28 protein-coding genes are annotated in these 25,102 nt (G+C 73.3%); 15 read left to right on the forward strand and 13 right to left on the reverse strand.

The window, feature by feature from the left end; genetic code table 11:
• Positions 1 to 37: 37 nt before the first annotated feature.
• Positions 38 to 826: a TIGR03084 family metal-binding protein gene (locus AB0K37_RS05960; protein WP_363975477.1), complete on the forward strand. Its 789-nt coding sequence runs from the start codon at positions 38 to 40 to the stop codon at positions 824 to 826.
• A 79-nt stretch (positions 827 to 905) separates the two neighbouring features.
• Positions 906 to 1,379: a universal stress protein gene (locus AB0K37_RS05965; RefSeq protein ID WP_363975479.1), complete on the forward strand. Its 474-nt coding sequence runs from the start codon at positions 906 to 908 to the stop codon at positions 1,377 to 1,379.
• 18 nt (positions 1,380 to 1,397) lie between these two features.
• Here the strand turns inward: AB0K37_RS05965 and AB0K37_RS05970 are convergent, their stop codons facing one another.
• Positions 1,398 to 1,910 carry an O-acetyl-ADP-ribose deacetylase gene (locus AB0K37_RS05970; protein WP_363975482.1) on the reverse strand — a complete coding sequence of 171 codons (513 nt, stop codon included), beginning with the start codon at positions 1,908 to 1,910 and terminating at the stop codon, positions 1,398 to 1,400.
• A 253-nt stretch (positions 1,911 to 2,163) separates the two neighbouring features.
• Here AB0K37_RS05970 and AB0K37_RS05975 point away from each other — a divergent pair, with 253 nt between their 5' ends.
• The gene (locus AB0K37_RS05975) at positions 2,164 to 3,018 is read left to right on the forward strand and encodes an NAD(P)-dependent oxidoreductase (protein ID WP_363975485.1); all 855 of its coding nucleotides are present in this window, start codon (positions 2,164 to 2,166) and stop codon (positions 3,016 to 3,018) included.
• A gap of 8 nt (positions 3,019 to 3,026) precedes the next feature.
• Here the strand turns inward: AB0K37_RS05975 and AB0K37_RS05980 are convergent, their stop codons facing one another.
• On the reverse strand, positions 3,027 to 3,788 hold the full coding sequence (locus AB0K37_RS05980) for a class III extradiol ring-cleavage dioxygenase (RefSeq protein ID WP_363975488.1): 762 nt from the start codon (positions 3,786 to 3,788) through the stop codon (positions 3,027 to 3,029).
• 91 nt (positions 3,789 to 3,879) lie between these two features.
• Here AB0K37_RS05980 and AB0K37_RS05985 point away from each other — a divergent pair, with 91 nt between their 5' ends.
• Positions 3,880 to 4,467 carry a MarR family transcriptional regulator gene (locus AB0K37_RS05985; RefSeq protein WP_363975491.1) on the forward strand — a complete coding sequence of 196 codons (588 nt, stop codon included), beginning with the start codon at positions 3,880 to 3,882 and terminating at the stop codon, positions 4,465 to 4,467.
• Here AB0K37_RS05985 and AB0K37_RS05990 read toward each other — a convergent pair.
• Together AB0K37_RS05990 and AB0K37_RS05995 are read right to left on the reverse strand one after the other, a co-directional pair.
• Positions 4,464 to 5,552 (reverse strand): winged helix DNA-binding domain-containing protein, encoded by a 1,089-nt coding sequence (locus AB0K37_RS05990; protein WP_363975494.1) that lies wholly within the window; start codon positions 5,550 to 5,552, stop codon positions 4,464 to 4,466. The two genes, AB0K37_RS05985 and AB0K37_RS05990, sit on opposite strands and share 4 nt — an antisense overlap.
• Complete coding sequence (locus tag AB0K37_RS05995; RefSeq protein WP_363975497.1) at positions 5,542 to 6,177, reverse strand: TetR/AcrR family transcriptional regulator; 636 nt, start codon at positions 6,175 to 6,177, stop codon at positions 5,542 to 5,544. Before AB0K37_RS05995 ends, AB0K37_RS05990 begins: the two co-directional genes overlap by 11 nt.
• 127 nt (positions 6,178 to 6,304) lie before the next feature.
• On the opposite strand from AB0K37_RS05995, the gene AB0K37_RS06000 reads away from it, so the two are divergent.
• The 3 genes from AB0K37_RS06000 to AB0K37_RS06010 are packed head-to-tail and all read left to right on the forward strand — an operon-like array spanning position 6,305 to position 8,648.
• Entirely contained in the window at positions 6,305 to 7,120 is an 816-nt protein-coding gene (locus AB0K37_RS06000) for a methyltransferase domain-containing protein (RefSeq protein WP_363975500.1), read from the forward strand.
• Complete coding sequence (locus tag AB0K37_RS06005; RefSeq protein WP_363975503.1) at positions 7,117 to 8,031, forward strand: saccharopine dehydrogenase NADP-binding domain-containing protein; 915 nt, start codon at positions 7,117 to 7,119, stop codon at positions 8,029 to 8,031. Before AB0K37_RS06000 ends, AB0K37_RS06005 begins: the two co-directional genes overlap by 4 nt.
• A complete protein-coding gene (locus tag AB0K37_RS06010; protein WP_363975506.1) occupies positions 8,031 to 8,648 on the forward strand; it encodes a TetR/AcrR family transcriptional regulator in 618 nt (205 codons plus the stop codon). Before AB0K37_RS06005 ends, AB0K37_RS06010 begins: the two co-directional genes overlap by 1 nt.
• A gap of 13 nt (positions 8,649 to 8,661) precedes the next feature.
• On the opposite strand, the gene trpS is transcribed toward AB0K37_RS06010, so the two are convergent.
• Positions 8,662 to 9,693 carry a tryptophan--tRNA ligase gene (trpS, locus tag AB0K37_RS06015; RefSeq protein WP_363975509.1) on the reverse strand — a complete coding sequence of 344 codons (1,032 nt, stop codon included), beginning with the start codon at positions 9,691 to 9,693 and terminating at the stop codon, positions 8,662 to 8,664.
• A gap of 225 nt (positions 9,694 to 9,918) precedes the next feature.
• On the opposite strand from trpS, the gene AB0K37_RS06020 reads away from it, so the two are divergent.
• The 3 genes from AB0K37_RS06020 to AB0K37_RS06030 all read left to right on the forward strand — a co-directional run bounded on the left by AB0K37_RS06020 (position 9,919) and on the right by AB0K37_RS06030 (position 12,447).
• On the forward strand, positions 9,919 to 10,407 hold the full coding sequence (locus tag AB0K37_RS06020; RefSeq protein ID WP_345172959.1) for a MarR family winged helix-turn-helix transcriptional regulator: 489 nt from the start codon (positions 9,919 to 9,921) through the stop codon (positions 10,405 to 10,407).
• Positions 10,408 to 10,479: 72 nt separating this feature from the next.
• Complete coding sequence (locus AB0K37_RS06025) at positions 10,480 to 11,934, forward strand: MFS transporter (RefSeq protein WP_363975512.1); 1,455 nt, start codon at positions 10,480 to 10,482, stop codon at positions 11,932 to 11,934.
• 45 nt (positions 11,935 to 11,979) lie between these two features.
• A complete protein-coding gene (locus AB0K37_RS06030; protein ID WP_363975515.1) occupies positions 11,980 to 12,447 on the forward strand; it encodes a TIGR03618 family F420-dependent PPOX class oxidoreductase in 468 nt (155 codons plus the stop codon).
• A 201-nt stretch (positions 12,448 to 12,648) separates the two neighbouring features.
• On the opposite strand, the gene AB0K37_RS06035 is transcribed toward AB0K37_RS06030, so the two are convergent.
• Genes AB0K37_RS06035 through AB0K37_RS06050 form a run of 4 tightly spaced genes read right to left on the reverse strand, consistent with a single transcriptional unit; the run spans position 12,649 to position 15,777 of the window.
• On the reverse strand, positions 12,649 to 13,557 hold the full coding sequence (locus AB0K37_RS06035; RefSeq protein ID WP_363975518.1) for a M56 family metallopeptidase: 909 nt from the start codon (positions 13,555 to 13,557) through the stop codon (positions 12,649 to 12,651).
• The gene (locus tag AB0K37_RS06040; RefSeq protein ID WP_345172950.1) at positions 13,554 to 13,937 is read right to left on the reverse strand and encodes a BlaI/MecI/CopY family transcriptional regulator; all 384 of its coding nucleotides are present in this window, start codon (positions 13,935 to 13,937) and stop codon (positions 13,554 to 13,556) included. The genes AB0K37_RS06035 and AB0K37_RS06040 overlap by 4 nt, the downstream gene beginning before the upstream one ends.
• Positions 13,938 to 13,975: 38 nt before the next feature.
• Positions 13,976 to 14,653: a response regulator transcription factor gene (locus AB0K37_RS06045; RefSeq protein WP_363975521.1), complete on the reverse strand. Its 678-nt coding sequence runs from the start codon at positions 14,651 to 14,653 to the stop codon at positions 13,976 to 13,978.
• Complete coding sequence (locus AB0K37_RS06050; RefSeq protein WP_363975524.1) at positions 14,650 to 15,777, reverse strand: histidine kinase; 1,128 nt, start codon at positions 15,775 to 15,777, stop codon at positions 14,650 to 14,652. Before AB0K37_RS06050 ends, AB0K37_RS06045 begins: the two co-directional genes overlap by 4 nt.
• Positions 15,778 to 15,911: 134 nt before the next feature.
• Between AB0K37_RS06050 and AB0K37_RS06055 the strand changes: the two genes are divergently transcribed.
• Positions 15,912 to 17,099, forward strand: coding sequence for a glycosyltransferase 87 family protein (locus AB0K37_RS06055; RefSeq protein ID WP_363975527.1), 1,188 nt, complete (start codon positions 15,912 to 15,914; stop codon positions 17,097 to 17,099).
• On the opposite strand, the gene bluB is transcribed toward AB0K37_RS06055, so the two are convergent.
• Both bluB and AB0K37_RS06065 read right to left on the reverse strand, forming a co-directional pair.
• Positions 16,993 to 17,622, reverse strand: coding sequence for a 5,6-dimethylbenzimidazole synthase (bluB, locus tag AB0K37_RS06060; protein ID WP_363975530.1), 630 nt, complete (start codon positions 17,620 to 17,622; stop codon positions 16,993 to 16,995). The genes AB0K37_RS06055 and bluB overlap by 107 nt on opposite strands.
• A gap of 52 nt (positions 17,623 to 17,674) precedes the next feature.
• Positions 17,675 to 18,517: an SMP-30/gluconolactonase/LRE family protein gene (locus AB0K37_RS06065; RefSeq protein ID WP_363975533.1), complete on the reverse strand. Its 843-nt coding sequence runs from the start codon at positions 18,515 to 18,517 to the stop codon at positions 17,675 to 17,677.
• A 163-nt stretch (positions 18,518 to 18,680) separates the two neighbouring features.
• Here AB0K37_RS06065 and AB0K37_RS06070 point away from each other — a divergent pair, with 163 nt between their 5' ends.
• The gene (locus tag AB0K37_RS06070) at positions 18,681 to 18,920 is read left to right on the forward strand and encodes a hypothetical protein (RefSeq protein WP_149263024.1); all 240 of its coding nucleotides are present in this window, start codon (positions 18,681 to 18,683) and stop codon (positions 18,918 to 18,920) included.
• Positions 18,917 to 19,306, forward strand: coding sequence for a hypothetical protein (locus AB0K37_RS06075; RefSeq protein WP_185031584.1), 390 nt, complete (start codon positions 18,917 to 18,919; stop codon positions 19,304 to 19,306). The genes AB0K37_RS06070 and AB0K37_RS06075 overlap by 4 nt, the downstream gene beginning before the upstream one ends.
• Before the next feature lie 10 nt (positions 19,307 to 19,316).
• On the opposite strand, the gene AB0K37_RS06080 is transcribed toward AB0K37_RS06075, so the two are convergent.
• Positions 19,317 to 21,632 (reverse strand): MMPL family transporter, encoded by a 2,316-nt coding sequence (locus AB0K37_RS06080; RefSeq protein WP_363975536.1) that lies wholly within the window; start codon positions 21,630 to 21,632, stop codon positions 19,317 to 19,319.
• 72 nt (positions 21,633 to 21,704) lie between these two features.
• On the opposite strand from AB0K37_RS06080, the gene AB0K37_RS06085 reads away from it, so the two are divergent.
• Positions 21,705 to 22,334 (forward strand): TetR family transcriptional regulator, encoded by a 630-nt coding sequence (locus tag AB0K37_RS06085; protein WP_363975539.1) that lies wholly within the window; start codon positions 21,705 to 21,707, stop codon positions 22,332 to 22,334.
• Positions 22,335 to 22,456: 122 nt separating this feature from the next.
• A complete protein-coding gene (locus tag AB0K37_RS06090; RefSeq protein WP_363975542.1) occupies positions 22,457 to 24,463 on the forward strand; it encodes a hypothetical protein in 2,007 nt (668 codons plus the stop codon).
• Between the two features lie 105 nt (positions 24,464 to 24,568).
• Here AB0K37_RS06090 and AB0K37_RS06095 read toward each other — a convergent pair whose 3' ends face one another.
• Positions 24,569 to 24,931, reverse strand: a complete 363-nt coding sequence (locus AB0K37_RS06095) for a DUF2516 family protein (protein ID WP_221493399.1) — start codon at positions 24,929 to 24,931, stop codon at positions 24,569 to 24,571.
• Between the last annotated feature and the right edge of the window lie 171 nt (positions 24,932 to 25,102).

Raw genomic sequence — 25,102 nt, forward strand, 5'->3', positions numbered from 1 at the left:
CTGTACCGGGCGCCCCCTGGCACGGGATCATTGCGGGATGCCGGATCTGAAGCTCCTGCTCGCCGACCTCGCCGCCGAGGGCGACTCCGTCGACGCCCTGGTCGCGCCACTGGCCGCCGGCCGCTGGGCGGACCCGACCCCCGCCGAGGGCTGGACGATCGCGCACCAGATCGCGCACCTGGCCTGGACGGACGCGCAGGCGGTCGTCGCGGCCACCGACGCCGCCGCGTTCGCGGGGATCGTCGAGGAGGCCATGGCCGACCCCGGCGGCTACGTCGAGGCCGGCGCGCGGGAGGGCGCCCGCGAGGAGCCCGCCCGCCTGCTCGCCCGCTGGCGGGAGGGCCGTGCCCGGATGGTGGACGCCCTGGCCGCCGTCCCGCCGGGAACGCGCCTGCCCTGGTTCGGCCCGCCGATGAGCGCCGCGTCCATGGCGACCGCGCGGCTCATGGAGACCTGGGCGCACGGCGAGGACGTCGCCGACGCGCTCGGCGGGCGCCGCGAGCCCACGCACCGGCTCCGGCACGTCGCGCACATCGGCGTCCGCACCCGCGACTTCGCGTTCCGCAACCGGGGCCTGGAGCCTCCGGCCGAGGAGTTCCGCGTCGTCCTGCGGGGGCCGGACGGCGACGAGTGGACCTGGGGCCCGCCGGACGCCCGCCAGTCGGTGACCGGCCCCGCCCTCGACTTCTGCCACGCGGTGACCCAGCGCCGCCACCGCGCCGACCTGGACCTCACGGCGACCGGCCCCGACGCCGACCGCTGGCTGGACGTGGCGCAGGCCTTCGCGGGCCCGCCCGGCGCCGGCCGCGCACCGGCGCCCGGCTGAGCGGGTCCCGCGCCTGAGAGATTCGCCACTGACCTCCGCGTTCGCGTTCGCATCGCTCGGCGGTGGAGAAGTCGATCGTATGACAGTTCTCATCGCATACGACGGTTCTGACGACGCGCAGGCGGCCGTGGAGTACGTCGCGCGCCACCTGCGCGCCGAGCCGACCGTGATCATGACCGTGTGGGAGCCGCTGCTGACCCAGATCTCCTGGGCGCCGCTGGCCGCCGCGGTGCCCGTGGCGGGCAGGATCGACGAGGGCGAGCAGTACGAGGAGGAGAAGCAGGCCGAGCGGCTCGCCCGGCAGGGCGCCGACATCGCCGCCAAGGCGGGGCTGAGCGACGTGGCGGTGCGCGCCGAGCGCGGCGGCGGGCCGGTGTGGGCCGCGATCGTGGACGTGGCGGAGGAGCTGAACGCCTCCCTCGTCGTCACCGGTTCGCGCGGTCTGGCGGGGGCCCGGTCGGTGATCCTGGGCAGCGTGTCCACTCGCGTGCTGCACCATGCCCACCGCCCGGTCCTGGTGGTGCCGCCGCCGAAGAGTGACGACGAGGGCTGAGCGCTCCCCCGAGGAGCGCTAGAGCGCTCCCACGGCACGCTCGAAGGCGTCGTAGGCGGCCTCGGTGAACAGGACGAAGCGGGCGTCCATCACCTGGGTCGGGGTGCCCCGGACGGTGCCGACCGCGATGCGGGCGGCGTCGTCCAGGGGCCAGCCGTAGATGCCGGCCGACACGGCGGGGAAGGCGATCGAGTCGACGCCCAGCTCGTCGGCGACGCGGAGGGACTCGCGGTAGCAGGAGGCGAGCTGGTGGGAGCGGTCCTCGGAGGAGGAGTACACGGGGCCGACGGTGTGGATCACCCACGCGGCGGGCAGCAGCCCCGCCGTCGTGGCCACCGCCTGGCCGGTCGGCAGGCCGCCGCAGTAGTGGGACGAGCGGAGCCGGCGGCACTCCTCCAGGATCTCCGGACCGCCCCTGCGGTGGATCGCGCCGTCCACCCCGCCCCCGCCCAGCAGCGACGAGTTCGCCGCGTTCACGACCGCGCCGACCCTCTGCTCGGTGATGTCGCCGTGGACAAGAGTGATCTTCATGTGCCGCCGATCCTCAGAAGTACCGAATCCCGTCAGAGAACAAGAATTCTCGTCCGCGGCGCACGCGAAACGCGTTCGGGCGCTTCCCGGCGGTACGCTCATGGCGGACGAGCCGCCGGGGGGCGGTGTGGCCCGTCCGACTTCGTCCGGCCGGACGCAGGGGGGTGTCCATGCGGAACGCCGGGCGTGACCAGTGCTGGCAGACCCCACAGCAGACGATGCACGATGGCGTGAAAGTCGCGGAGGTACCCCCTTGAAGATTCTCCTCGCCGGAGCGACCGGAGTAGTCGGCCGCCGGCTGATCCCGCTGCTCGTCCAGGCGGGCCACGAGGTCGCAGGGACGACACGCCGAACCGAACGCACCGGCATGGTGCGCGACCTCGGGGCCGCGCCGGTCGTGCTGGACGTGCTCGACGCCGCCGCGGTGCGCGACGTCATGGAGGCCGAACGCCCCGACGCCGTGGTCCACCAGCTCACCGACCTCAGCGCCGAGGACTTCGACGCCAACTCGCACCTGCGGATCGTGGGCACCCGCAACCTGGTCGACGCGGCGAAGGCCGCCGGCGTGCGGACCATGGTCGCCCAGAGCATCGCGTGGCTGTACGTGCCGGGCGACGCGCCCGCCGTCGAGACCGACCCGCTCGACTCGCACCTGCCGCCCTACGCGGGCATCGCGGCGCTGGAGGAGGCGGTCTCCGAGATGCCGCACGGCGTCGTCCTGCGGTACGGGGCGCTCTACGGTCCCGGCACCTGGTACGCCCCCGACGGCGCGATCGCCGAGCGGGTGCGGGCGGGCGTCCTTCGCGAGGCGCCGTCCTGGACGTCGTTCGTGCACGTCGACGACGCGGCGTCGGCGGCGCTCGCCGCGCTGGAGTGGCCCGCCGGGCCCGTCAACGTCGTCGACGACGAGCCGGCGACCACGGCGGACTGGCTGCCGGTCTACAGCGCGGCGCTCGGCGCGCCCAGCCCGGGAAGCGCCGGCAAGCACGCGGCCGCGACGGGCCGTCCGGCGTCCAACGCCAAGGCGCTGAGCCTCGGCTGGAAGCCGCGGGTCGCGTCCTGGCGCACCGGTTTCGCGCGGATGGACGTGCCCGTCCGGAGCGACTGACCCCCCGGTCAGCCGAACTGGAACGAGCGCTTGGCCAGTCCGAGCCAGTAGCCGTCGATGACCGACCGCCGTCCCGAGGCGGCGTCGGCGTCGGCGCCGAGCGCCACGAACAGGGGCGCGAAGTGCTCCGTCCGGGGGTGCGCGATGCGCGCGGCCGGGGCCTTGGCGCGGAAGTCGAGCAGCGAGTCGACGTCGCCGCCCCGCACGGCCCGGTCCGTCCACTCGTCGAACTCCGCCGACCACGCGGGCGGCGCCGCGTCCGGGTCCGGGCGCATCTCCCGCAGGTTGTGCGTGGTGAAACCGCTCCCGACGATGAGGACCCCCTTGTCGCGCAGCGGCGCGAGGCTCCGCCCGATCTCGAAGAGGCGCTCGGGCTCCAGGGTGGGCATCGACATCTGCAGCACGGGGACGTCGGCGTCCGGATACATCTCCACGAGCGGGACGTACGCGCCGTGGTCCAGCCCCCGCTCCTCGTCCTGGTGGACGCCGGGGATCAGCTTGCGCACGTCGTCGGCGAGGGCCGGCGCGCCGGGCGCGTCGTACCGGACGCTGTAGTAGCGCTCGGGGAAGCCCCAGAAGTCGTACACGAGCGGCACCGGCCGCGTCGCGCCGATGCTCAGCGGCGCCTCCTCCCAGTGCGCCGACACCATGAGGATCGCCTCCGGCCTCGGCAGGTCCGCCGACCAGCGGGCCAGTTCGGCGGTCCACCGGTCGTCGTCGGCCAGCGGCGGCGCGCCGTGGCTGAGATAGAGCACCGGCATCGTGGTCATGTCCACCCTCCCTTTACTTGAGAGTTCAACCATACTCGACATCATTGAACTTTCAAGTCTTGAGGGTTCAAATGCCGGGTAGACTGGGGGCATGGCCGAGACGATGACCGGCGACGGGACGACGACCGACGAGACGACGACCGGCGAGACGACGACCGGCGAGACGGCCGATGAGGCGAGGGGCGGCGAGGCGGCGGCCGAGCCGCGCTGGCTCGACGACGACGAGCAGGAGACCTGGCGCGCCTTCCTGTGGACGTCCCGGCTGCTCGGCGAGGCGCTCGACCGCCAGCTCCAGCGCGACTCGGGCCTGCCGCACGCCTACTACATGATCCTGGCGATGCTGTCGGAGGCGCCCGGCCGCGCGCTGACGATGACCGAGCTCGCCGAGATCGTCCACTCGTCCCCGAGCCGCCTGTCGCACGCGGTGAACCGGCTGGAGGAGGCCGGCTGGGTGAGCCGGTGCAAGCCCGCCGCCGACCGGCGCACCACGATCGCCAGCCTCACCGACGAGGGCTTCGCCGTCCTCGCGAAGGCGGCGCCGGGCCACGTCGCCGAGGTCAGGCGGCACCTGTTCGACCCGCTCACCCGCGAGCAGATGCTGGCGTACCGCGAGATCCTGCACGCCCTCCTCGGATCCCTCGACCCGAACCGCGAGGCGCCGTGCGCCCGCGAAGGCTAGACGAACTCCACGCCGTGTGACTTCGCCTTGGGGTGCGTGGCGGCGAGCAGGCGCATGCCCTCCTCCTCCAGCGCGGCGCGCTCCGGCGCCGGGACGGGGGCGAACGGCTCGATCCGCAGGACCGCCTCGCCGCGCCCCTTGTCGATCTTCCACATGCCGTGGACGAAGCCGTCCACGAGGAACGTCGCCCGGATGATGCCGTTGACGGTGAAGACGCGCTTGCGGTGCTCCTCGGAGATGATCCGCGCCCGGTCGGCGTGGGACAGCAGCAGGTTGTCGAAGTCGGGGACGAACCGGACCGGCGCCTCCGCGCCGAGGCCGGGGCGCGGCGCGTCCGGCAGGTCGTACAGCGTCCGGCCGTTCTCGTCGCGGAAGGTCACCAGCTCCGGCCCGAGCCGCTCGACGACCTCGCCGAGGCGCGTCAGCCCGGCCCACTGCTGGACGTCCTGGACGCTCGCGGGCCCGAACGCCCCCAGGTAGCGCCGCACGAGGTCGTCCAGGGACGGGTCGGGCGCCGCGGGCCCGAGCCAGTTCTCCAGCGTCGTGTGCCGGGCGGTCCCGGACGAGCCCCAGATCCCCCGCGGCGGGACCTGCACGAGCGGCAGACGGCAGCGGACGGCCCACGCCAGCAGCGCCGGGTCCTCGTCCGGCCACCGTTCGGCCAGCAGCGCGCGCAGGTCCTTGTCGGAGCGCGGTTCCTCCTCCAGCAGGGCCCGCGCCCACGCCGTGACGGCCTCCAGGTCGAGGTGCCCCAGCTCGGCCGCCCGCGCCTTCAGATAATTGTCGAGGATCACCTGGGTGATCGGCCGCAGCGCGCGGGCGTCGCGGGCGCTGACCAGGTGCAGCGTCCCGCGCATCAGGACCATCCGCAGCGCCCGGCGGTCGGCGATCAGCTCCCCGGCCTCGTCGAGCGCGTAGTCCGCGAGCCGCGTCCACAGCCCGATGTGCGGCGGGTTCGGGGCCTGCGCCTGCAGGCCGACCAGATGCTCGATCGCCTCCAGCGCGGGCATGGCGTGCCGCTCCAGCAGGAGCTGGCGGGCCAGCAGTGCGCGATTGAGCGCGCGTCGTCCCAGCTCAGTCGTCATAACGGGTGACCAGCTCCTGCCAGCTCGGCGCGGGACCGGGCGGTTCCGGCCGGTCCGCGAGGTTCATGGCGTCCAGGATCAGCGCCAGGTAGCGGTGCCGCAGCCGGTTCATCCGCTCGTCGTCCCCGATCCGGATGCCGTGCAGGTGTTCGAGGATCACCGAGACGTCGCCGACCTCGATCCCGGGACGCAGCGCGCCCGCCTCCCGGGTGCGCTCCAGCAGCCGCCGCGTCGCGACGTGGATCTCCCGGCCCTTGCGGCTCATGTCCTCGGTGACCTCGAAGCCGCCCGCCAGCCGCATGGTGAGCGAACCCGCTCCGATGTCCAGGCAGCGGCGCATGAACGCGGCGAACGCCTCCCACGCGTCGCCGTCGTCGTCCAGGGCCGCCTCCACCTCGGCGAGGTAGCGGTCCATGCCCTCGTCGGCCAGCTTCTGGAGCAGGTCCTCCTTGCTCTTGTAGCGCCGGTACAGCGCGCTGATCCCCACCCCGGCGTGCTCGGCCACCGCCGAGATCGGCGCGCCGGGGTCGGCGGTGAACACCGCCCGCGCCGCCTCCCTGATGAGTTCGTCGTTGCGGGCGGCCTGCGCTTTCCGCCCGCTCATGGGCTCCCGTGCCGTCTCCATGCCCTCCATCGTAGCGGAACGAAAAGTTCCGTTCTACGTAGCGCGCCAGGAGCGCCTTGACTCGCCCGCCGTCCGCCCTCATTATGAACATACGTTCATGAACAAGCGTTCACACCGAGGAGACCTCATGACGGAGATCGTCAACACCCACCAGGCGGAGGCGTGGAACGGGTACGAGGGCGAGCACTGGGCCGAGAACCACGACCGGTACGACGCCATGAACGGCGGGTTCAACGACGCCCTGCTGGACGCGGCGCGGATCGGGCCGCGCGACCGGGTCCTCGACATCGGCTGCGGAAACGGGCAGATCACCCGGCTCGCGGCGAGGCGGGCGTCCCTCGGCGCCGCGACGGGCGTCGACCTGTCCCGGCCGATGCTCGCCCGCGCCCGCTCCCTCGCCGAGAAGGAGGGCGTCGCGAACGTGGCCTTCGAACGGGGCGACGCGCAGGTGCACCCGTTCCCCGCGGGCGGCTTCGACGTCGCCGTCAGCCGGTTCGGGATCATGTTCTTCACCGACCCGGTCGCCGCGTTCGGCAACGTCCGGCGGGCCCTGCGCGAGGGCGGCCGGCTGGCGTTCCTGTGCATGACGCCGCTCGCCGAGAGCGAGATGGGAGCGGTCATGGCCGCGCTCCCGCCCCTCGACCGGGCCCCGGTCGGGCACGACGGCGGGCCGCTGTCGCTCGCGGACCCGGGCCGCGTCCAGGAGATCCTCGGGGCCGCCGGGTTCCACGGCGTGTCCAGCCGCAGGGTCGAGGCCGACCAGATCTGGGGACGCGACGCCCGCGAGGCCGGGGAGTTCCTTGCCGGGTGGGGCCCGATCCACTACAACTACGGCGCGGGCGACGGGGTGCGCGACGCCCTGGTCGAGGCGATGCGCTCCTTCGAGCGCGACGGCGCCGTCCGCCTGCGCGCCACCGCGTGGCTGGTCACGGCACGGCGATGAAGAGGGTCGTGGTCCTCGGCGGCTACGGCACGGTCGGCCGGGAGGTGGTCGCGGGGCTGCTCGGGCACGTCCCCGAGGTGGTGGCCGCCGGGCGCGACCTCGCCAAGGCCCGCACCGTGGCGGGGGCGCTCCCGCTGCGGTTCGACCTGCGGAGCGACGACCCGGGGCGGCTCGCCGCCGACGCCGTCGTCATGTGCGCGGAGACGGGCAACGTGCGGGTCGCCGAGGCGTGCCTCGCCCGGGGCGTCCACTACGTCGACGTGTCCGCGTCGCATGCCGTGCTCGCCGGGATCGAGAAGCTGGACGGGCTCGCCGTCGAGCGGAACGCCACGGCCGTGCTGAGCGTGGGCCTCGCCCCCGGCGTCACGAACCTGCTGGCCCGCGAGTCCGGCGGCGGGGACGTGGACATCGGCGTCCTGCTCGGCGCCGGTGAGCGGCACGGGCCGTCCGCCGTGGACTGGACGCTCGATTCACTCACCGACCTCGGAGAATCGTGGCGGATACGGTTCCCCGCGCCCTACGGCGTCCGGACCGTGCACCGCTTCCCGTTCTCCGACCAGTACACCCTGCCCGGACGCGTCCGCACCGGCCTCTGCCTCGACTCGCGCGCCATGACCGCTCTCCTCCCCCGCCTCGTCCCGTTCCGGAACCTGGCCCCGCTGCGGGCCGCGTTCCGCCGCGTCCACATCGGCGGCGACGGGTTCGCGGTGGCGGTCGCGTCCGGCGGGACGGTGCGCTCGTTCGCGGGACGGCGGCAGAGCCGCGCGACGGGCCTGGCCGCCGCGATGGTCGTCCGGGAGCTGGACGGCACGCCGCCCGGCGTCCGTCACATCGAGGACGCCGTCGGGCCGGACTTCCTGCCCGGACTCGCCGCGCACGGGTTCGAGCTCGCTCATTACGATGCGGGGTGATGTCACCTCGAAGAGCGGCGGCGCTGGGCGCCGGCGACCGCACCCTGCGCGACCACCTGATCGCCACGGCCGAGCGGATGATCGCCGAGCGCGGGACGGCGGGCCTGACCGTCCGGGCGATCGCGCGGGAGGCCGGCGTCGCCGACGGCGTCCTCTACAACCACTTCGCCGACAAGGAGGAGCTGCTCGCGCACGCGCTGCGGGCGCACGCCGAGTCGGTCGCGCGGCCGCTCGGCCCCCTGCCCGAGCCCGGCACCGGCACGGTCGAGGAGAACCTGCGCGCGTACGTGGCGTACGGTCTCGCTCTGCACAACGGGGTGCTGCCCGCACTGGCCGGGCTGGTCGGGCACCCGGCCGTCCTCGCCCGGTTCGCGGCGCTGAGCGGCGGGGGCGACACCTGGAGGGAGCGGCTCGCCGCCTACCTGCGCGGCGAGCGCGACCTCGGCCGCCTCGCCCCGGAGGCCCGGGTCGAGGCGGCGGCCTCGCTGATCGTCGGCGCGTGCCACGAGCCGGTGCTGTCGGTGCTGTTCCAGGGCCGGGGCCTCGCGCACCGCGTGTCGCCGGACGTCGTGGACGACCTCGTCGCGACCGTCCTCAACGGCCTCGCCCCCCGCTAGGGCGCCCCGCTCCTCACGACGCCATCGCCTCCCTGACCTCCGCCAGCGTGCGGTCCGCGATCGCGTTGGCGCGCTCGTCGCCCTCCGCCAGGACCTCGCGCAGGTACGCGCGGTCGGCGGCCAGCTCGGCGCGGTGGGCGCGGATCGGGCGCAGGAACTCGTTCACCGAGTCGGTCACGACCTTCTTCAGCGCCGCCGAGCCGCCGTCGCCGATCTCGGCGGCGACGGCATGCGGGTCGCGGCCCTGGCAGAGCGCGGCGAGCAGCACCAGCCCGGAGACCTCCGGGCGGGTCTCGGGCGCGTAGGCGATGGTCCGGTCGGCGTCGGTCACGGCCCGCTTGATCAGCCGCGCCGTCTCGTCCTCGGTGGCGGAGAGCGCGACGGCGTTGCCGCGGCTCTTGCTCATCTTGCGGCCGTCGGTTCCGAGCAGGAGCGGCGCGGACGACAGCAGGGCGTCCGGCACCGGGAAGACGGGCCCGTAGCGCTCGTTGAAGCGGCGCGCGACGGTCCGGGTGATCTCCTGGTGCGGGAGCTGGTCCCTGCCGACGGGCACCAGGTTGGCCTTGCAGAACAGGATGTCGGCGGCCTGGTGGACGGGGTAGGTGAACATCAGCCCGCTGACGGCCGCCTGCCGGGACGTCGCGATCTCGTCCTTCACCGTGGGGTTGCGGCTCAGCTCCGCGATCGACACCAGCGACAGGAACGGCAGCATGAGCTGGTTCAGCGCGGGGACGGAGCTGTGCCGGAAGATCGTCGCCTTGGCCGGGTCGATCCCGGCCGCCAGGTAGTCGGCGACCAGGCCCTCGACGTACTCCGACAGGTGGTCGGCGACGTCCCGGTCGGTGAGCACCTGGTAGTCGGCCACCAGGACGAACAGCTCCACGCCCGCGCGCTGGAGCCGCACCCGGTTGGCCAGGGTGCCGAAGTAGTGCCCGAGGTGCAGCGGGCCGGTGGGGCGGTCGCCGGTCAGGATCCGGAAGGCTCCGGGGTCGACCGCGATGCGTTCTTCCAGCTCGCGGCTGCGGGCTTCGGGGGTGGTGTCCATGGGGTCCTCCTCGTCGGGTCTCCGGCCGTCCGCCGGTCCGGGCCCGGTTCGCCGAGGAGGAGAAAGGGCCGTCCAGCGGACGGCCCGATCGCATGCGTCGTTGCGGCCGTCCTAGGACGGCCACCAGCCGAGACATGCGGTGCGCTTCACGCCTCCATGCTAACCCACCGAATATGCGGGCTGCCAGATAATCTAGAACGGAATCATCTTGGGTAGGCTGGACGCATGACCTCGATGGCCCCCGCCCGCACGCAGACGGACCTGTCCTTCCTGCTCGACCACACCAGCCACGTGCTGCGCGGCCGCATGACCGCGGCGCTCGCGGAGATCGGGCTGACGCCGCGCATGCACTGCGTCCTGGTGCACGCACTGGAGGAGGAGCGCACCCAGATCCAGCTCGCCGAGATCGGCGACATGGACAAGACCACCATGGTCGTGACCGTGGACGCGCTGGAGAAGGCCGGGCTCGCCGAGCGGCGCCCCTCGTCCCGGGACCGGCGGGCCCGGATCATCGCCGTCACCGAGGAGGGCGCGCGGGTCGCCGCCCGCAGCCAGGAGATCGTGGACGGCGTCCACGCGGCGGCCCTCGGCTCGCTGCCGGACGACCAGCGCGAGGCCCTCGTCCGCGCACTGAACACCCTGGTCACCGGGCATCTGGCGACCCCGCCCGAGGCGTCGGCGCCGGCCCGGCGGGCCCGCGAGCGCCAGAAATAAGCCCGTCACAGATCGTCTATAACAAAACTATCTGCTACGGTCTCTCCTGTACCTCCCGACAGGAGATGACCAATGCCCTCCCTCTCGCTCTCCCCGCTCCGCTCCCGATGGGCGGCGCTCGGCGTGCTGTCGGCCACGATGCTGATGACCATCCTCGACGGCAGCATCGTCACGGTCGCCGCCCCGGCCATCCAGGACGACCTCGGCTTCTCGCCCGCCGGGCTCAGCTGGATCATGAACGCCTACCTGATCCCCCTCGGCGGCCTGCTGCTCCTCGCCGGACGGCTCGGCGACCTCGTCGGCCGCCGGACGCTGTTCCTCGCCGGGAACGCCGTCTTCACCGCGGCGTCGGTGCTGGCGGGCGCCGCCACCTCGTCCGGCCTGCTGATCGCCGCCCGGTTCCTGCAGGGCGTCGGCAGCGCCCTCGCCTCCGCCGTCGTGCTCGGCATCCTCGTGACGCTGTTCGCCGACCCCCGTGAACGGACCAAGGCGATCGGGGTGTTCAGCTTCACCGGCGCGGCGGGCGCGTCCATCGGGCAGGTGCTCGGCGGCGTGCTCACCGACGCGCTGAGCTGGCACTGGATCTTCCTGATCAACCTGCCGATCGGCCTCGCCGTGATGCTCCTCGCCCTTCCCGCGCTCCCCCGCGACCGGGGCGCCGGCCTGGCCGCCGGCGCCGACGTCGCGGGCGCGGCCCTCGTCACGTCGGGGCTGATGCTCGGCATCTACACGGTCGTCAAGGTCGAGCGGTTCGGCTGGCTCTCGGCGCACACCCTCGGACTCGGCGCCGTGTCGCTGCTGCTGCTGGCCGGGTTCACCGCCCGCCAGGCCCGCGCCGCGACGCCGCTGATGCCCCTGCGGATCCTGCGCTCCCGCAACGTGTCCGGCGCCTACGCGGTCCAGCTGCTGACCCTGTCGGCGATGTTCTCGTTCCAGGTGATCGTCGCCCTCTACATGCAGCAGGTCCTCGGCTACAGCGCGCTCGCCACCGGGCTCGCGATGCTCCCCGCCGCCGTCTCGATCGGCGCGGTGTCGCTGCTGGCCTCCGCCCGGCTCTCCAACCGCTTCGGCGAGCGCTTCGTGCTGGTCGCCGGGCTCGTCCTGCTCATCGGCGCGATGGCCTGGCTCGCGACCGTCCCGGTGGACGCGGACTACGTCACCGACCTGCTCCCGGTCTTCGTGCTCATCGCCGGCGGCGGGCTCGTGCTGCCGTCCCTGACCGGGCTCGGCATGTCCAGCGCCCGTCCCGAGGACGCGGGGCTGGCGTCCGGCCTGTTCAACACCGTCCAGCAGGTCGGGATGGCGCTCGGCGTCGCGGTCATGACCACGCTCGCGGCGTCCCGCGTCGAATCCCTGCGGGCGGACGGGCGGGACACCGCCGCCGCCCTCACCGGCGGCTACCACCTGGCGTTCACCGTCTCGGCCGGCCTGCTGGTCGCCGCGCTCGCGGTGTCGCTGCTCGTCCTTCGCCGCCCGGCGCCGGTGGCCGGCGCCGCGCCCGTCGAATCCGTCCCCACCGGCGTCTGACGCCGAGGCCTCCGAACCCGTCCCCACCCTTCGAAGGAGATCACGATGACCGAGTACGGCCCCGGCCAGGGACCCGGCCCCAAGTCCATCGGCGAGGACGAGCTGTCCCGCCTCCTCGGCGAGCAGCAGTTCGGCGTCCTCGCCACGAACAGGAAGAGCGGCCACCCGCACGTCTCCACGGTCGTCTACACGTGGGACCCGGACGAGCGCGTCGTGCGGATCTCCACGACGGCCGATCGGGCGAAGGTGAAGCAGCTCCGGCGCGACCCGCGCGCCGCCCTGCACGCGTCCGGCCCCGGCCACCTGTCGTTCGCGGTCGCCGAGGGCGCCGCCGAGCTGTCCGCCGTCAGCGAGGAGCCCGGGGACGCGACCGGGCGCGAGCTGCTCGCGATGACGCCGGGCTTCGACGACCCGGCGGACGAGCGGGCGTTCCTGGAGCAGATGGTGAAGGACCGGCGGCTGGTGATCCGCCTGCGCGTCGCCCGCCTCTACGGAACGGTCCTCGCCGACTAGCGACACGGCGGGCGGCGCCGCCGCCGGGCTACGGCCTTTCTCGAAGTGGCCCCGGCCACGCACGCGAACGCGTGACCTGCCCGGTGGAGCGAAGCCGGAGGCGAGCGCAACCGGGCAGATCGCGAAGCGATGCCGCGTTCGCCCAGGCCCGGTCACGTAGCGAGCCGCCAGGCGAGCGAAGTGGGCCGGGACTGCCAAAAACTAGTGCGGCAGGACGAGGAGCAGCAGCGGGAGGACGGCGATGACCGGAACGGCGATCGACGCGGCGAGGCGGGTCCGGCGGGGCAGCGGCTCCGGCTCCAGCAGCCGGTTCACCCGAGCCATCACCGGGATGTCGCTGTGGGAGGCGACGCCGAGCGTGCCGGACGGCGCGGCGGCCGGGCGGGCGGCCGCGAAGCGCAGCAGCGCGGTCGCCAGCTCGCGCGGCGGCCGGCCGTGCCGGGCGCGGTCGTCGGCGGCCATCTCGATCAGCAGCTCCACCGCGTCCAGGCACCGTCCGACCAGCCGGAACTGCGGGAAGACCTGGCGCAGCGACGCGAACGGCAACAGCACCAGGTCGTGGCGCTCGCGGGCGTGCGCGCGCTCGTGCGCGAGCACCGCGGCCAGCTCGCCGCGGTCGAGCAGCTCCAGCGTCCCGGCGCTGACGACGACCTTGGACGAGCGGACGCCCGGCACGCAGTACGCCGCGGCGCCGGGATGGTCGAGGACGAGGGTGCCGGGCACCGAGGAGTCGCGGCGCGACACCAGCGCGAGCAGGGCCCGGTGCCGCCGCCTGGCCCGCACGACCCGCAGCACCGCGAACATCAGCATGACCAGCAGCACGCCGGTCAGGCTGATCGCGGCGAGCAGGGCCGCCACCTGCACCGGGTTGAGCCGGGCCGCCTGGTCGTCGTACAGGCCGGGAAGCCCGCCGAGGACGCCCTTGCGGTACGGCAGGAGGGCGAGCCCGAGCAGGGCGCCGATCGTGGCGACGCCCCAGCACAGCCCGAGGGCCTGCCAGAGCGCGATCCCGATCCGGGGCGTGCGCCACGTCCACCGGGCCCGGGACAGCAGGTGCGCCCCGCCGACGGTCCCCAGTGAGATCAATGCGAGCAGGGCGGTGCCGGTCATGCCGGAGGTTCCTTACCGGTGAGGCCCGCGAGGGTCTGGCGGATCACGTCGATCTCGTCCCGCGACACCGAGCGGACGAAGTGCGCGAGCGCCGCGTCGCGGTCACCGGTCTCGTTCAGGGCCCCGAGCATCAGCTCGGTGACGTACATCTCGCGGCTCGCCACCGGGTGGTAGCGCCAGGCGCGGCCGTCGCGCTCGCGTTCCAGGAAGCCCTTCTTCGCGAGCCTGTCGAGGACGGTCATGACCGTGGTGTGCGCGAGGTCCCGGTCGTCGGCGAGGGCACGGCTCACGTCGCGCGCGGTGGCCGCCTGGTGCCCGGCTTCCTGCCGCGCCCACAGGACCTCCATGACCGTGCGTTCAAGCTCTCCCAGACCCTTCACGCGTCCCAGATTATCCGACGGCCACCGCACTGACCACGTCAGGTAGTACTACCGCCTGTAGGGGGCGCGACGAGGCCGTACTCGTAGGCGATGATGACGAGCTGGACGCGGTCGCGGGCGGCGAGCTTGGCGAGCAGCCGCGCGACGTGCGCCTTCGCGGTGGCCACGCTGATCACCAGCTCCGCGGCGATCTCCTGGTTGGACAGGCCGCGCCCGACCAGGGTCAGCACCTCCCGCTCGCGCTCGGTGACGCCCTCCACGTGCCGGGGCCGCCCCGCGGCCGGTTGCGGACGCGCCGCGAACTCCTCGATCAGCCTGCGGGTGACGCTCGGCGCGATCAGGGCGTCCCCGCCAGCGACGACGCGGATCGCCGCGAGGATCTCCTCCAGCGCCATGTCCTTGACGAGGAACCCGCTGGCGCCCGCCCGGAGCGAGCCGTAGACGTAGTCGTCGTCGTCGAAGGTCGTCAGCATCAGCACGCGGGGGGTGCCGGGCCCCGCCCGGCGGATCCGGCGGGTGGCCTCGATGCCGTCCATGTCGGGCATGCGGATGTCCATCACGACCACGTCCGGAGCCAGGTCCGCGGCGAGGAGGACCGCCTCGGCGCCCGTCCCGGCCTCGCCCGCGATCTCCAGGTCGGGGGTGTCGGCGATCAGGACGCGCAGCCCGGCGCGGATCAGCGGCTGGTCGTCGGCCAGCAGGACGCGGATCGTCATGCGGCCGCCGGCGCCGGGAACCGCGCCGCCACCCGGAACCCCCCGCCGGGCCGCGGACCCGCGGCGAACTCGCCGCGCAGCAGGGCGACCCGCTCCCGCATCCCGACGAGGCCGTACCCGGTGCCGACCACGCCGCCGACCCCGTCGTCCTCGACCTCGACGGCGAGCTCGCCGTCGCCGTAGCCGATCGTCACCCGGCAGCGGTCGGTGCCCGCGTGCCGGACGACGTTCGTGACCGCCTCCTGGACGATCCGGTAGGCGGACAGGTCGACGTCCGGCGGCAGCGCCCGCGGCTCGCCCGACGTGCGGACGTCGACCGCGACGCCCGCGTCCCCCGCGGCCTCGGCGAGGCGGGCGAGGTCGTCCAGGCCGGGGGCGGGGCCGAGCGGCGCGGCGCCGGGGTCGTCCTTGCGGAGGGCGGTGAGCATCCTGCGCAGGCCGGACAGGGTGTCGCGGCTGGTGGCCTCGATGGCGTCCAGCGCGTTGCGGGCCTCGGCGGGCTGGGTGTCGATGACCCGCCCGCCCACGCCCGCCTGGATCGCGATGATCCCGACGCTGTGGGCGACCATGTCGTGCAGTTCCCGCGCGATCCGGAGCCGCTCGGCCGCGACGGCCTGCGCGGTGGCCTGCTCCCGCATCGCCTCGGCGTGCGCGCGCCGCGTCCTGACCGAGTTCCCCGTCATGTACGTGACGGCCGTCGCCAGCAGGATCGTCATCAGCAGGATCTCGTCCGCGTTCAGGAAGGCGGTGACGGCCGCTGCCTGGAGGACGCCCGTCGCGACGGCGACGGGGACGGAGATCTTCCGCGGGCGGGTCGCCGCGATGAAGCCGGACGAGACGTCGGTGAGCAGGACCAGCAGGCCGGCGACCGCCCCGGACGGCAGCGACACCATCGCGAAGATCCAGGCGAGGAGCAGGATCGCGTGGGCGGCGAGAGCCCGCCGCCGCAGCAGGGACAGCACGAGGAACGTGAGCCCGGCCGCGACGGGGATCTCCAGCTGCTGGAAGGCGGACCTCCCATGGGAGAACGTGAGGAACACGACCGCCGGGTACACGGCGGCGCCGCACCAGGCGAGAACCGTCCCCGTGCCGCGACTCACGCGGCGCACCGGCAGGGCTGACATGCGCCGATCGTAACCGCCGGCCCCGTCCCGGCACATTGGCCCGGAGGCGTAATCCCGCAGGCTACAAGCGCCTTGCGCCAATGTGGCCGGCGGCCCGATGCGCGGTGGGCGCCTTCACCGAGACCGTTGCCCGGGTGAAGCGCTGGGCACCTTTCATTCTGGCCGTCGAAGTTCTCGGAATCGTCGTTTTCTCCGCCGTCTACGACTCGCTGGACTTCCGCATCTACCGGCTGGGCGGGCACGTTCTGACGGATGGCTCGCGCCTCTACCAAGGACAGCTCGCCGAGCACTATTTCACCAACACGCCTTTCATGGCCGCGCTGTTCACCCCACTGGCCGCCCTGCCGCTCGCCGTCGCCCGCATGCTGTGGCAACTGTCCTCGCTGGCGGCCTTCGCCTGGGCGTGCGCGCTCACCGTGAGAATGGCCGGTCGCGAGATCTCCCTTGTGGCGGTGGTGGCCGCGGGCCTGCTCCTCCAGCCGGTCTGGCAGTCGTTCTTCCTCGGCCAGGTCAACCTCTTCCTGCTCGCCCTGGTCCTCGCCGACCTGGACCGGGTCGCGCGCGGCCGCCCGGCCGGAATCGGCATCGGCATCGCGACAGCGATCAAACTGACGCCAGCCGTCTTCGTCGTCCTGCTCCTGCTGAGCAGGCGGACCAAGGACGCGGTCACCGCCACCGCGACCTTCGCCGCCTGCACTTTCCTCGCCTACGCCATCGCCCCGGACGCGTCCCGCGTCTACTGGTCGCACACCTTCTACGACACCTCTCGCGTGGGCGTGACCTACATCAGCAACCAGTCCCCCTATGGCGCGCTGGCCCGCATGTTGCGGGGGACGGCCGAGGTCGGCGACTGGTACACGGCGATACCGCTGGTCATCGGCGTATCCGGTCTCGCGGTGGCCGCCCTCTGGGCTCGACGAGGCGACTGGCTGAGCGCGACGGCGGTCACCGGCGCGACGGGCCTGCTCGTCTCTCCGATCTCCTGGGCGCACCACTGGGTGTGGATCGTCCCGGCGCTGGCGGTGCTCCTCCGGAACGGCCACCGGAAGAGCACCCTGGCCGCCTCCATCCTGTTCGCCGTCTCGCCTCTGTGGTGGACGCCCCACAACGGCGACCCGCGCGAGTACGGCTTCCACGTCCTCCTGACCCCGGTCGCCAACTGCTACCTGCTGGCGGGCCTGTCCTTCCTGGCGTACTCGGCGATCCGCCTCCGGGTCAGCCCGCCGGTTCCGTCCAGCGATCGTGGTGGACGGCGGCGTCCAGTGCCCTGCGGTGCCGCCAGCCGTGCCGTTCAAGATCGGGAACGGATTCCAAGTGGGTGACGGGGCCGAGGCAGAGCCAGGCGACCGGGCGGATCGTCTCCGGGATGCCGAGCAGGCCGCGCAGGTGCGGCTCCCGGTAGAACGACACCCATCCGACGCCGAGGCCCTCGGCGGTGGCGGCGAGCCACAGGTTCTGGATCGCCAGGCACACCGAGTACAGCCCCGCGTCGGCGATCGCGTGCCGTCCGAGGACCGCCGGGCCGCCGCGCTCGGGATCGTAGGTGACCACGACCGACAGGCTGGACTCCAGGATCCCGTCGATCTTGATCCGGGAGAACCGCTCGGCGGCGTCGCCCGTCAGGGTGGCGGCGAAGGCGGCGCGTTCGGACTGGACGTGCTCGTGGAAGGCCCGCCGGATCCCCGGGTCTCCCACGAGCACGAAGTCCCAGGGCTGGGACAGCCCGACGCTCGGCGCGGCGTGCGCGGCCTCCAGCACCCGGTCGAGGACGTCCCGCGGCAGGGGCGCACCGGTGAACTCGCCGCGCACGTCGCGGCGGCGGTGGATGGCGTCGTAGATGTCCATGGCAGGCGATTGTGCCCACGCCGGAGTCCGCGCCGCCCCGCGGGCGGGGCCCTCAGGGCCGTCCGGCGCCCGGGACGTCGACCTCGACGGTGAGCACCCGGCCGCTGCCGGGCGCCACCGGCTCGGCCTCGGTCATGCCGCGCCATTCGGCGGCCGCGACGAACAGGGTGGTCCCGTCCGGCCCGCCCAGGACGCAGGCGAAGCCGCCGCGGTCGAGGCCGACCGTGCGCAGCACCTCGCCGCCCTCCGCGACGCGCACGCACCGCTGGTTGGGGACGTCGGCGTACCAGACGGCGTTCTCCGCGTCGACGCAGATGCCGTCCGGGACGCCGTCGCCGAGGTCCGCCCAGGTCCGGCGGCCGGACAGCTCCCCGTCCGCGCCGATGTCGAAGGCCACCAGGGCGCCCCCGTAGGAGTCCGCGACGATGAGCGTGGAGTCGCCGGGCGTCACCGCCATGCCGTTGGGGAACGCGATGCCGTCCGCCACCTCGCGCACGGAGCCGTCCGGCCGCACCAGCGCGACCGCCCCCGGCGCGAACTCCTCCCCCGCCATCGGGTCGAAGCCGGGCCGGTTGACGTAGACGTTGCCGCGCCCGTCGGCGACGACGTCGTTCCAGCCCGGTCGGCCGAGGTCGGCGTGGACGGCCAGGGAGCCGTCCGGTTCCCGGCGCAGCAGCCGTCCGTCCGCCGAGGAGACGATCACCATGCGGCCGTCCGGCAGCCACGCGGTGCACAGCGGGAGCGACGCGACCCGCGCCACCACCTCGTGCGCGCCGTCCAGCCCCACCGCGACGACCTCGCCCGCCGACCAGTCGGAGAAGTACAACCTGTCGCCGTGCCAGCGCGGCGACTCGACCAGTCCGCGGCCGTCGAGAAGTGTCCGCACTTCGTCCATCTTCCTCACCGTCCTCCTCGGGCACCGATGTTCCGCCCTCTACACGAACGGCCTCCGGCCGGATCGACACCGCGCCGCCGACCGCCTTCCGGACCGCGTTCCGCCGGAGCCGGGACGACCCGAGTACACACTGGACGGCCTCCGAGTGTGTATCGTGGGCCCCATGGCGAGACTCAACATCACGCTGCCCGACGAGCTTGCCGCCACGCTCCAGGGACTCGCCGAGGACAAGAAGATCGCCTCGGTGTCGGGGTTCCTGGCGGACGGCGCGCGGCTGAAGCTGGCCTACCTCCGGGACGCCTCCACGATCGACGACCTGTTCGGGCCGCCGAGCCCCGACGAGCAGGCCATGGTCGACCGGCTGGTCGAGGGCGGCCCCTCGTCCCGCCGGGACGTCGCGTGATCACCGGTCACGTCTTCGACGCGACAGCACTCCTGGACCTCGCCACCGGCAAGACCGTCTACGTCCGCGCCCGGCTCCGGGCGTCCATCGCCCAGCACGCCACCATCGTCATCCCCGCGACGTCGCTCGCCCGCGCCTGGCAGCTCGTCCCCGACCACGGCCGCGCCGTCCTGGAGCGCCTCCCCGGCATGCAGGTCGTGCACGTCGACGACCTCGACGACGTGATCGCCCAGCAGACCGGCCTGCTCGTCACCACGATCCCGAACCTCGGCATGGACGCCGCCCAGGCCGCCTGGTCCGCCCGGTGGCGGCGCTGGCCCCTGATCACCGCGGAGCCCGGCCTCTACGCGTCCGTCCCGGGCGTCCGCGTGGAGCAGATCCCCTAGCCGGCCGCGGTCAGGTCGTGAGCTCCAGCTCCAGCTGCTCGTGGACGGGTTTCGGGGGCGGGGGCGGCGGCGGGGCCGGCCGGGAGCGGCCCGGCCACCACCAGTTGGCATGGCCGAGCAGGCTCATCAGCGCCGGGACGAGCATGAGGCGCACGATCGTGGCGTCCATGGCGACGGCGACCGCCAGCCCCAGGGCCATCATCTTCACCATCGGGTCCGGCTGCGGGACGAAGCTGGCGAACACGAAGATCATGATGAGCGCGGCCGAGGTGATGAGGCGGGCGGTGGCCCCGATGCCGGTCACGACGGACTCGTGCGGATCGCCCGTCCGGTCGTACTCCTCCTTGATCCGCGACAGCAGGAAGACCTCGTAGTCCATGGACAGCCCGAAGATCAGGGCGAACATGAACAGCGGGATGAACGACATGATGGGGATCGCCTGGTCGACGCCGAACAGCTCGACGCCCCAGCCCCACTGGAAGACGGCCGTGACGACGCCGAACGACGCGCCGATCGACAGCAGGTTCATCAGCGCGGCCTTCACCGGGACGATCACCGACCGGAACGCGACGACCAGCAGCAGGAGGGCGACGCCCACCACCGCGACGACGACGGTCGGCATGCGGTCCCCGACCGTGGCGGCGATGTCGATGATCGCCGGGTTCTCCCCGCCGAGGTAGATCCGGGAGCCCGGATGCGCGTCCCGCACCTCCCGGATCTCCACGTTCCGCAGGCGGTGGACGAGGTCGGTGGTCGAGGCGGCGTGCGGCGCGTCCCGCGGGATGACCTGCACGATGGCCGTCGTGCCGGTCACGACGGGCTCCCCGACGAACACCACGCCGGGCACCTCGGAGAGCTTCTGCCGCAGTTCCTGCCCGAGCAGGACCGCGCGCTTGTCGGGCTTCTTGGTGGTGTCCGGCGCCCCCTTGGGCCGGGCCGGCTCCGGGGAGGGGGTCGGCGCGGCCGCCGCCGGACCCGTCAGGCCGGACAGCCCCTCGCGCCCCCTCACGGTCGGGACCACGCGCTTCGGCTTGGCGCGCCTCTCCTCGCCCGGCACCTTCGCGACCACGACGAACGGGCTGTAGTGGCCCGCGCCGAACTCCTCGGCGACGATGTCGTAGGCCTGCCGCGCCTCCATCTTCGGGGACGACATGCTGTCGGCCATCACCCCGAACCGCAGGCTGAGCGTCGGCACGGACAGCGTCAGCAGGACGAGCGTCGCGACGATCGCGTACGGCCAGGCGTGGCGGTCGACGTGGCGCCCCCAGGCCGTCCAGCGGGCGGAACTGCGGTCCGGGCGCACCCGTGGCATGCGGTACCGGTCGATGCGCGGGCCCAGGGCTCCAAGGCTGGCCGGGAGAAGGGTCAGCGCCGCGGCGACCATGATGGCGACGGCCAGCGCGGCGGCGATCCCGATGCGCCCGATGAAGGCGATCCCGGACAGGAACAGCCCGCAGATCGCGAACACGACGGTGCCGCCGGCGAACACGACCGCGTGGCCCGAGTGCGCCATGGCGCGCCCGACCGCGGTCTCGACGCCGTCGCCCTCGGCGAGCTGCTGCCGGTAGCGCGTCACGATGAACAGGGCGTAGTCGATCCCGGCGCCGATGCCGAGCATGGCGGCGACCATCGGCGCGGTCGGCGCGATCTGGAACATCGACGCCAGGAAGTGGATCAGCGAGTACGCCACCGCCATCCCGCACAGCGAGACCACGATCGGGATGCCCGCGGCGAGGAACGAGCCGAACGCCAGCAGCAGGACCAGCATCGCCAGCAGGATCCCGACGCCCTCCTGCGGCCCGCCCTTCGGCTGGTTGAGGATCATCGCGACGATCCCGCCGAACTTCACCTCCAGCCCGGCCATCCGCGCGGGCTCCACGGCGCGGTTCAGCGCGTCGAGGTCCGCGTGGCCGACGTCGCTCATCGTGCCGGTGAAGTTGAGCCGGACGACGACGGCGGCGTCGTCCTTCAACCCGCCCATCCCCTGCGCGTAGGGGTTCTCGACGAACGCGACCCGGTCGAGCTTGGAGATGTTCTCGATCGACTGCCCGACGGTGAGCGCGACCCTCCAGTCGGCGGGACTGGCCTGGCGCGTCTCGTGGAACACCACGGTCGCGGTCGGCCCCGTCATCGCGGGGAAGTCCTGCCCGAGCGCGTCGAGGGCGCGCTGGGTCTCGGTGCCCGGCAGCGTGCTCTGCTGGACGAACATCCCCCCGTGCGTCAGGCCGAGGACGCCCGCGCCGAGCATCACGGCGACCCAGAGCTCGAACACCGCGCGGCGCCGTCGCACGCAGAGCCGTCCGAGTGCCTCCAGGAAACGCGCCATGCCCGCAGAAAACACCCATCGCATGCAGTTTTGCAATAGATGCAACTTTGCAGTCATGGTAACCTGCGTCACATGGTGGAGGACGCCGGCCGGCCGGGGCTGCGGGAGCGCAAGAAGATGCGCACGCGGCAGGCGATCGCGACGGCCGCGCTGCGCCTGTTCGCCGAGCGCGGCTACGAGGAGACGACGATCGCCGACATCGCGGCCGCCGCCGACGTCTCGCCCCGCACGTTCTTCAGCTACTTCCCCTCCAAGGAAGACGTGATCTTCGCCGAGATCGACGACCGGCTCGCCGAGGTCGCCGAGCGGCTGCGCCGCACCCCCGGCGAGTCCCCGATGGAGACGATCCGGCGCAGCATCGTGGACGTCCTTGAGGCGATCGTGGCCGAGCACCGCGACTACGGCCCGGTCCAGGTCGCCCTCATCCTGGAGCGCCCCGCCCTGCGCGCCCGGGCGCTGCAGCGCATGACCGACGCCCAGGACGCGATCGAGGCGCTGCTGCGCGAGCTGTGCCCCGGCATCTCCGAGATCGACGCGGTGGCCGCGGCGGGCATCGCGGTCGGCGGCATGCAGGCGGTCGTGGCGCACTGCCGCCGCGAAGGCTACGACCCGCTGTCCATGCGCACCGCCCTCGACCGCGCCGTGGACATGGTCGAGCACGGCCTCGTCTCGGTGGACGCGCTGTCGCGACCGTCCCCCTGAACCGCCGGGCACCGGCCGGCGGAGGCGCCCGCCGCCCGGTGCCCGGCTCAGCGCCCGCTTCCAGCCGATCGGATCGCGCGAAGGATCAGTGAATGTCGCCGGCGAGGTGTAGAACTGCGGCCGTGGCAGACGAGACAGGGCGGACGGACGGCCCCGCGCGACTTTCCGAGCATGAACGCGACACGGAGGCCGCGCTGAGCCAACTCGTGACGAGATACGGCTTCGGCAGGCCGTCCAGGAGCACGCTCGCCCACATCGACATGGTCGGCCGGTTCCTGGCCGGCACCGCGGACCCCGCGACGGCCGCGGCCGGGCAGACGTCCGATGCCTGCCCGTGGGAGCCGCTGGCCGGACGGATCGGGGCCGTCGCGCTGCGCGCCGTCTCGCCCGCCACCGCCGATCCCCACCGGGAGACCCTGCTGGCCCTTCTGGAGCTCTGGGCGCGCACGCCCATGGCGGATCCGGCCGTCCGGCTGCGCAGGGGACGCGTGGCCGCGAGCATCACCGCCGCGCGGGACGAGCACGGGGCGGCGGTGACGATCGGGGGCGCCGACGCGGAATGGGTCGCCCGGAAGAATCCGGAACTGGCCTTTCTCGACCGCGCGTTCGGGGAGGGCGCCCCACCCGCCCTCGGAGACGTCGTGGAGGTCGCCGACGCGCCCCTGAGATGGGGTACCGCCGATCAGCTCACCCGCCTGATCGCGCTGGTCCGCGCCAAGGGCCCGGTGCCCTGGGACCGCAAGGCCGTTGACCTGCTGGCCGGGAAGACCGGCTTGTCGCGCACCACCGCGAGCGTGGCGCTGTGCGGGTTCCTCGGGCACCCCAACGCCAAGGCCGGCAAGCCGACCCCCCAGGCGCGCAAGACCCTCAAGGTGACGTTCCGCGACCTCGAAGACGCCTGGTTCCTGGACCTGGAAGGACACACCGACGAGGACCGGCTCGAACTCCTCGCCGACGTCCTCCCTCAGGACCCGGAAGAGCTGTGGGAGCCCGGTGGCCTCGGCGAGGTCGCGCTGCGCCTCTCCCAGGCGTGGCAGCAGCGGTTCGGCACGAAGGCGGTCGCACCGCCCGACACCGTCCAGGCGGCCGAGACGGTGGCCCCGAACGTCACCGGCGCCCAGCTGTGCGAATGGCTGGTCGATCCCGGCGCCGTCCCGCTGCTCACCAAGGACCTGGACACCTGGCTGGAGTCCGACGACAGCCCCAAGTACAGGCACCAGAAGTGCGTTCCCGCCGCCGAGACGCTCCGGCTCCGGAATCTGATCGAGGCCGTCCTGCTCGGGCTGCGCTGGTCCTACGAGGAACTGCCCGCAGGCGACCCTGTCCGGGAGGGCGCGTCCGCGGCCTACGACCTGCTGCTCCAACGGCTGGCGAATCCCGGTCTGCTCCTGCCCGCCTGCCTCTTCCACGTCGGGGCGCAGGGGCTGGACGCGATCACCGACAGGTTCGGGACCGCCCCTTACAGCGGGCCGAGCGAACTCACCGTCGACTACGTCGACGACGGCCTCACGGTCGCCTCACTCGTCCCCGACCAGTGGCTCGCGAGCCTGTACTTCCGCCCCGCCCACTACGGCGTGGACGCCCGGACCGAGCGCCTCGCCGAAGTGGTGGACGCGTCCCGCGACAGCAGGCACACCTTCGAACGCGTTCGCCTGCTCCGCGGGAAGGGCGCCGAGGCCATGGCGCACCGCATCCGGTCCGGGGCTCTGCCGGAGGGAGCGTACGAGGCCGATCCGTCGGCGTCGGCGCCGTCCCTGGTGGAGGAGGCGGCCGGGCGCCTGGACGTCCCGCCCGACTCCGCCGCGCTCTACCTCCAGTTGCTGACCCTGAGCGCACCGTCGGACCGCACCGTGCGCAAGTGGAATCGCTGGACCCCCGCCCGCCTCCGCAAGGCCGCCGACCCCCTGATGGCCCGCGACCTGGTGATCCGGCACGAGCACCGGGACGCCGGACGCAAGATCTTCCTCCCCGGCCCCTACACCCAGGGCCCACCGCCCCAGGAGACGTGGAAGGCCGACCTGAAGGCCGCGGCAGACGCGGAGGACCCCCGCACCCCCTTCATCTGGCGGCCGCTCCCCGACCGCTTCGCCTACGCCTGGCACCGCGCCCAGAAGCAACCACCCGCGTGACGCCCTGGGCGCCGATCCGCTTGCCCGCGGCCCACTCCTCAGGGTCGCGTCACGCCAAAGCTCAAGGTCGTCGCGATGGACGACGGTCGTCGCCGGGCGCAGGGGTCACCAGGGGCCGTAGGGGCCCTGGCGGGAGCCGCCGCGTCCGCCGTTCTTCTTGTACGGGCCGACGGCCGGGCGGACGTCGGCCAGGTAGACGGCGGCGGCGATGAACGCGGCGACCGGGAGGATGCCGAGGAGCAGGGCGATGGGGCTGGCGCCGAGCGCCACCGGCGCGACCGCGTAGGCGGCGCCGACCACCGTCGCGACGATCAGGATGATCATCCACAGCTTCTTGCTCTGCTTGCTCGCCGCGGCGTAGGCGTTCACGGGCACGGTCAGCGAGTCGACCAGCGCCCACGCCTCCATCGCGAACGCGATGATCAGCAGCAGCCAGAAGAAGTAGTCCAGCACGTTGAAGCCCGACATCGGCGATCAGCGCTCCTGCTCGTCTCGGACGGCGACTCCTCGTCGCACGCGGGTCTTCTTTCACCGCAACCCTATGCGCACCGTCCACCAGGGCGGCCTGGCGGAACAGGCACCTGTAGGGACGACGGAGCCCGGCCGGGTGTTCCCGGCCGGGCTCCGTCGTTCGACGCC

It is taken from the genome of Actinomadura sp. NPDC049753, assembly GCF_040674655.1.
GTDB lineage: Bacteria > Actinomycetota > Actinomycetes > Streptosporangiales > Streptosporangiaceae > Spirillospora > Spirillospora verrucosospora.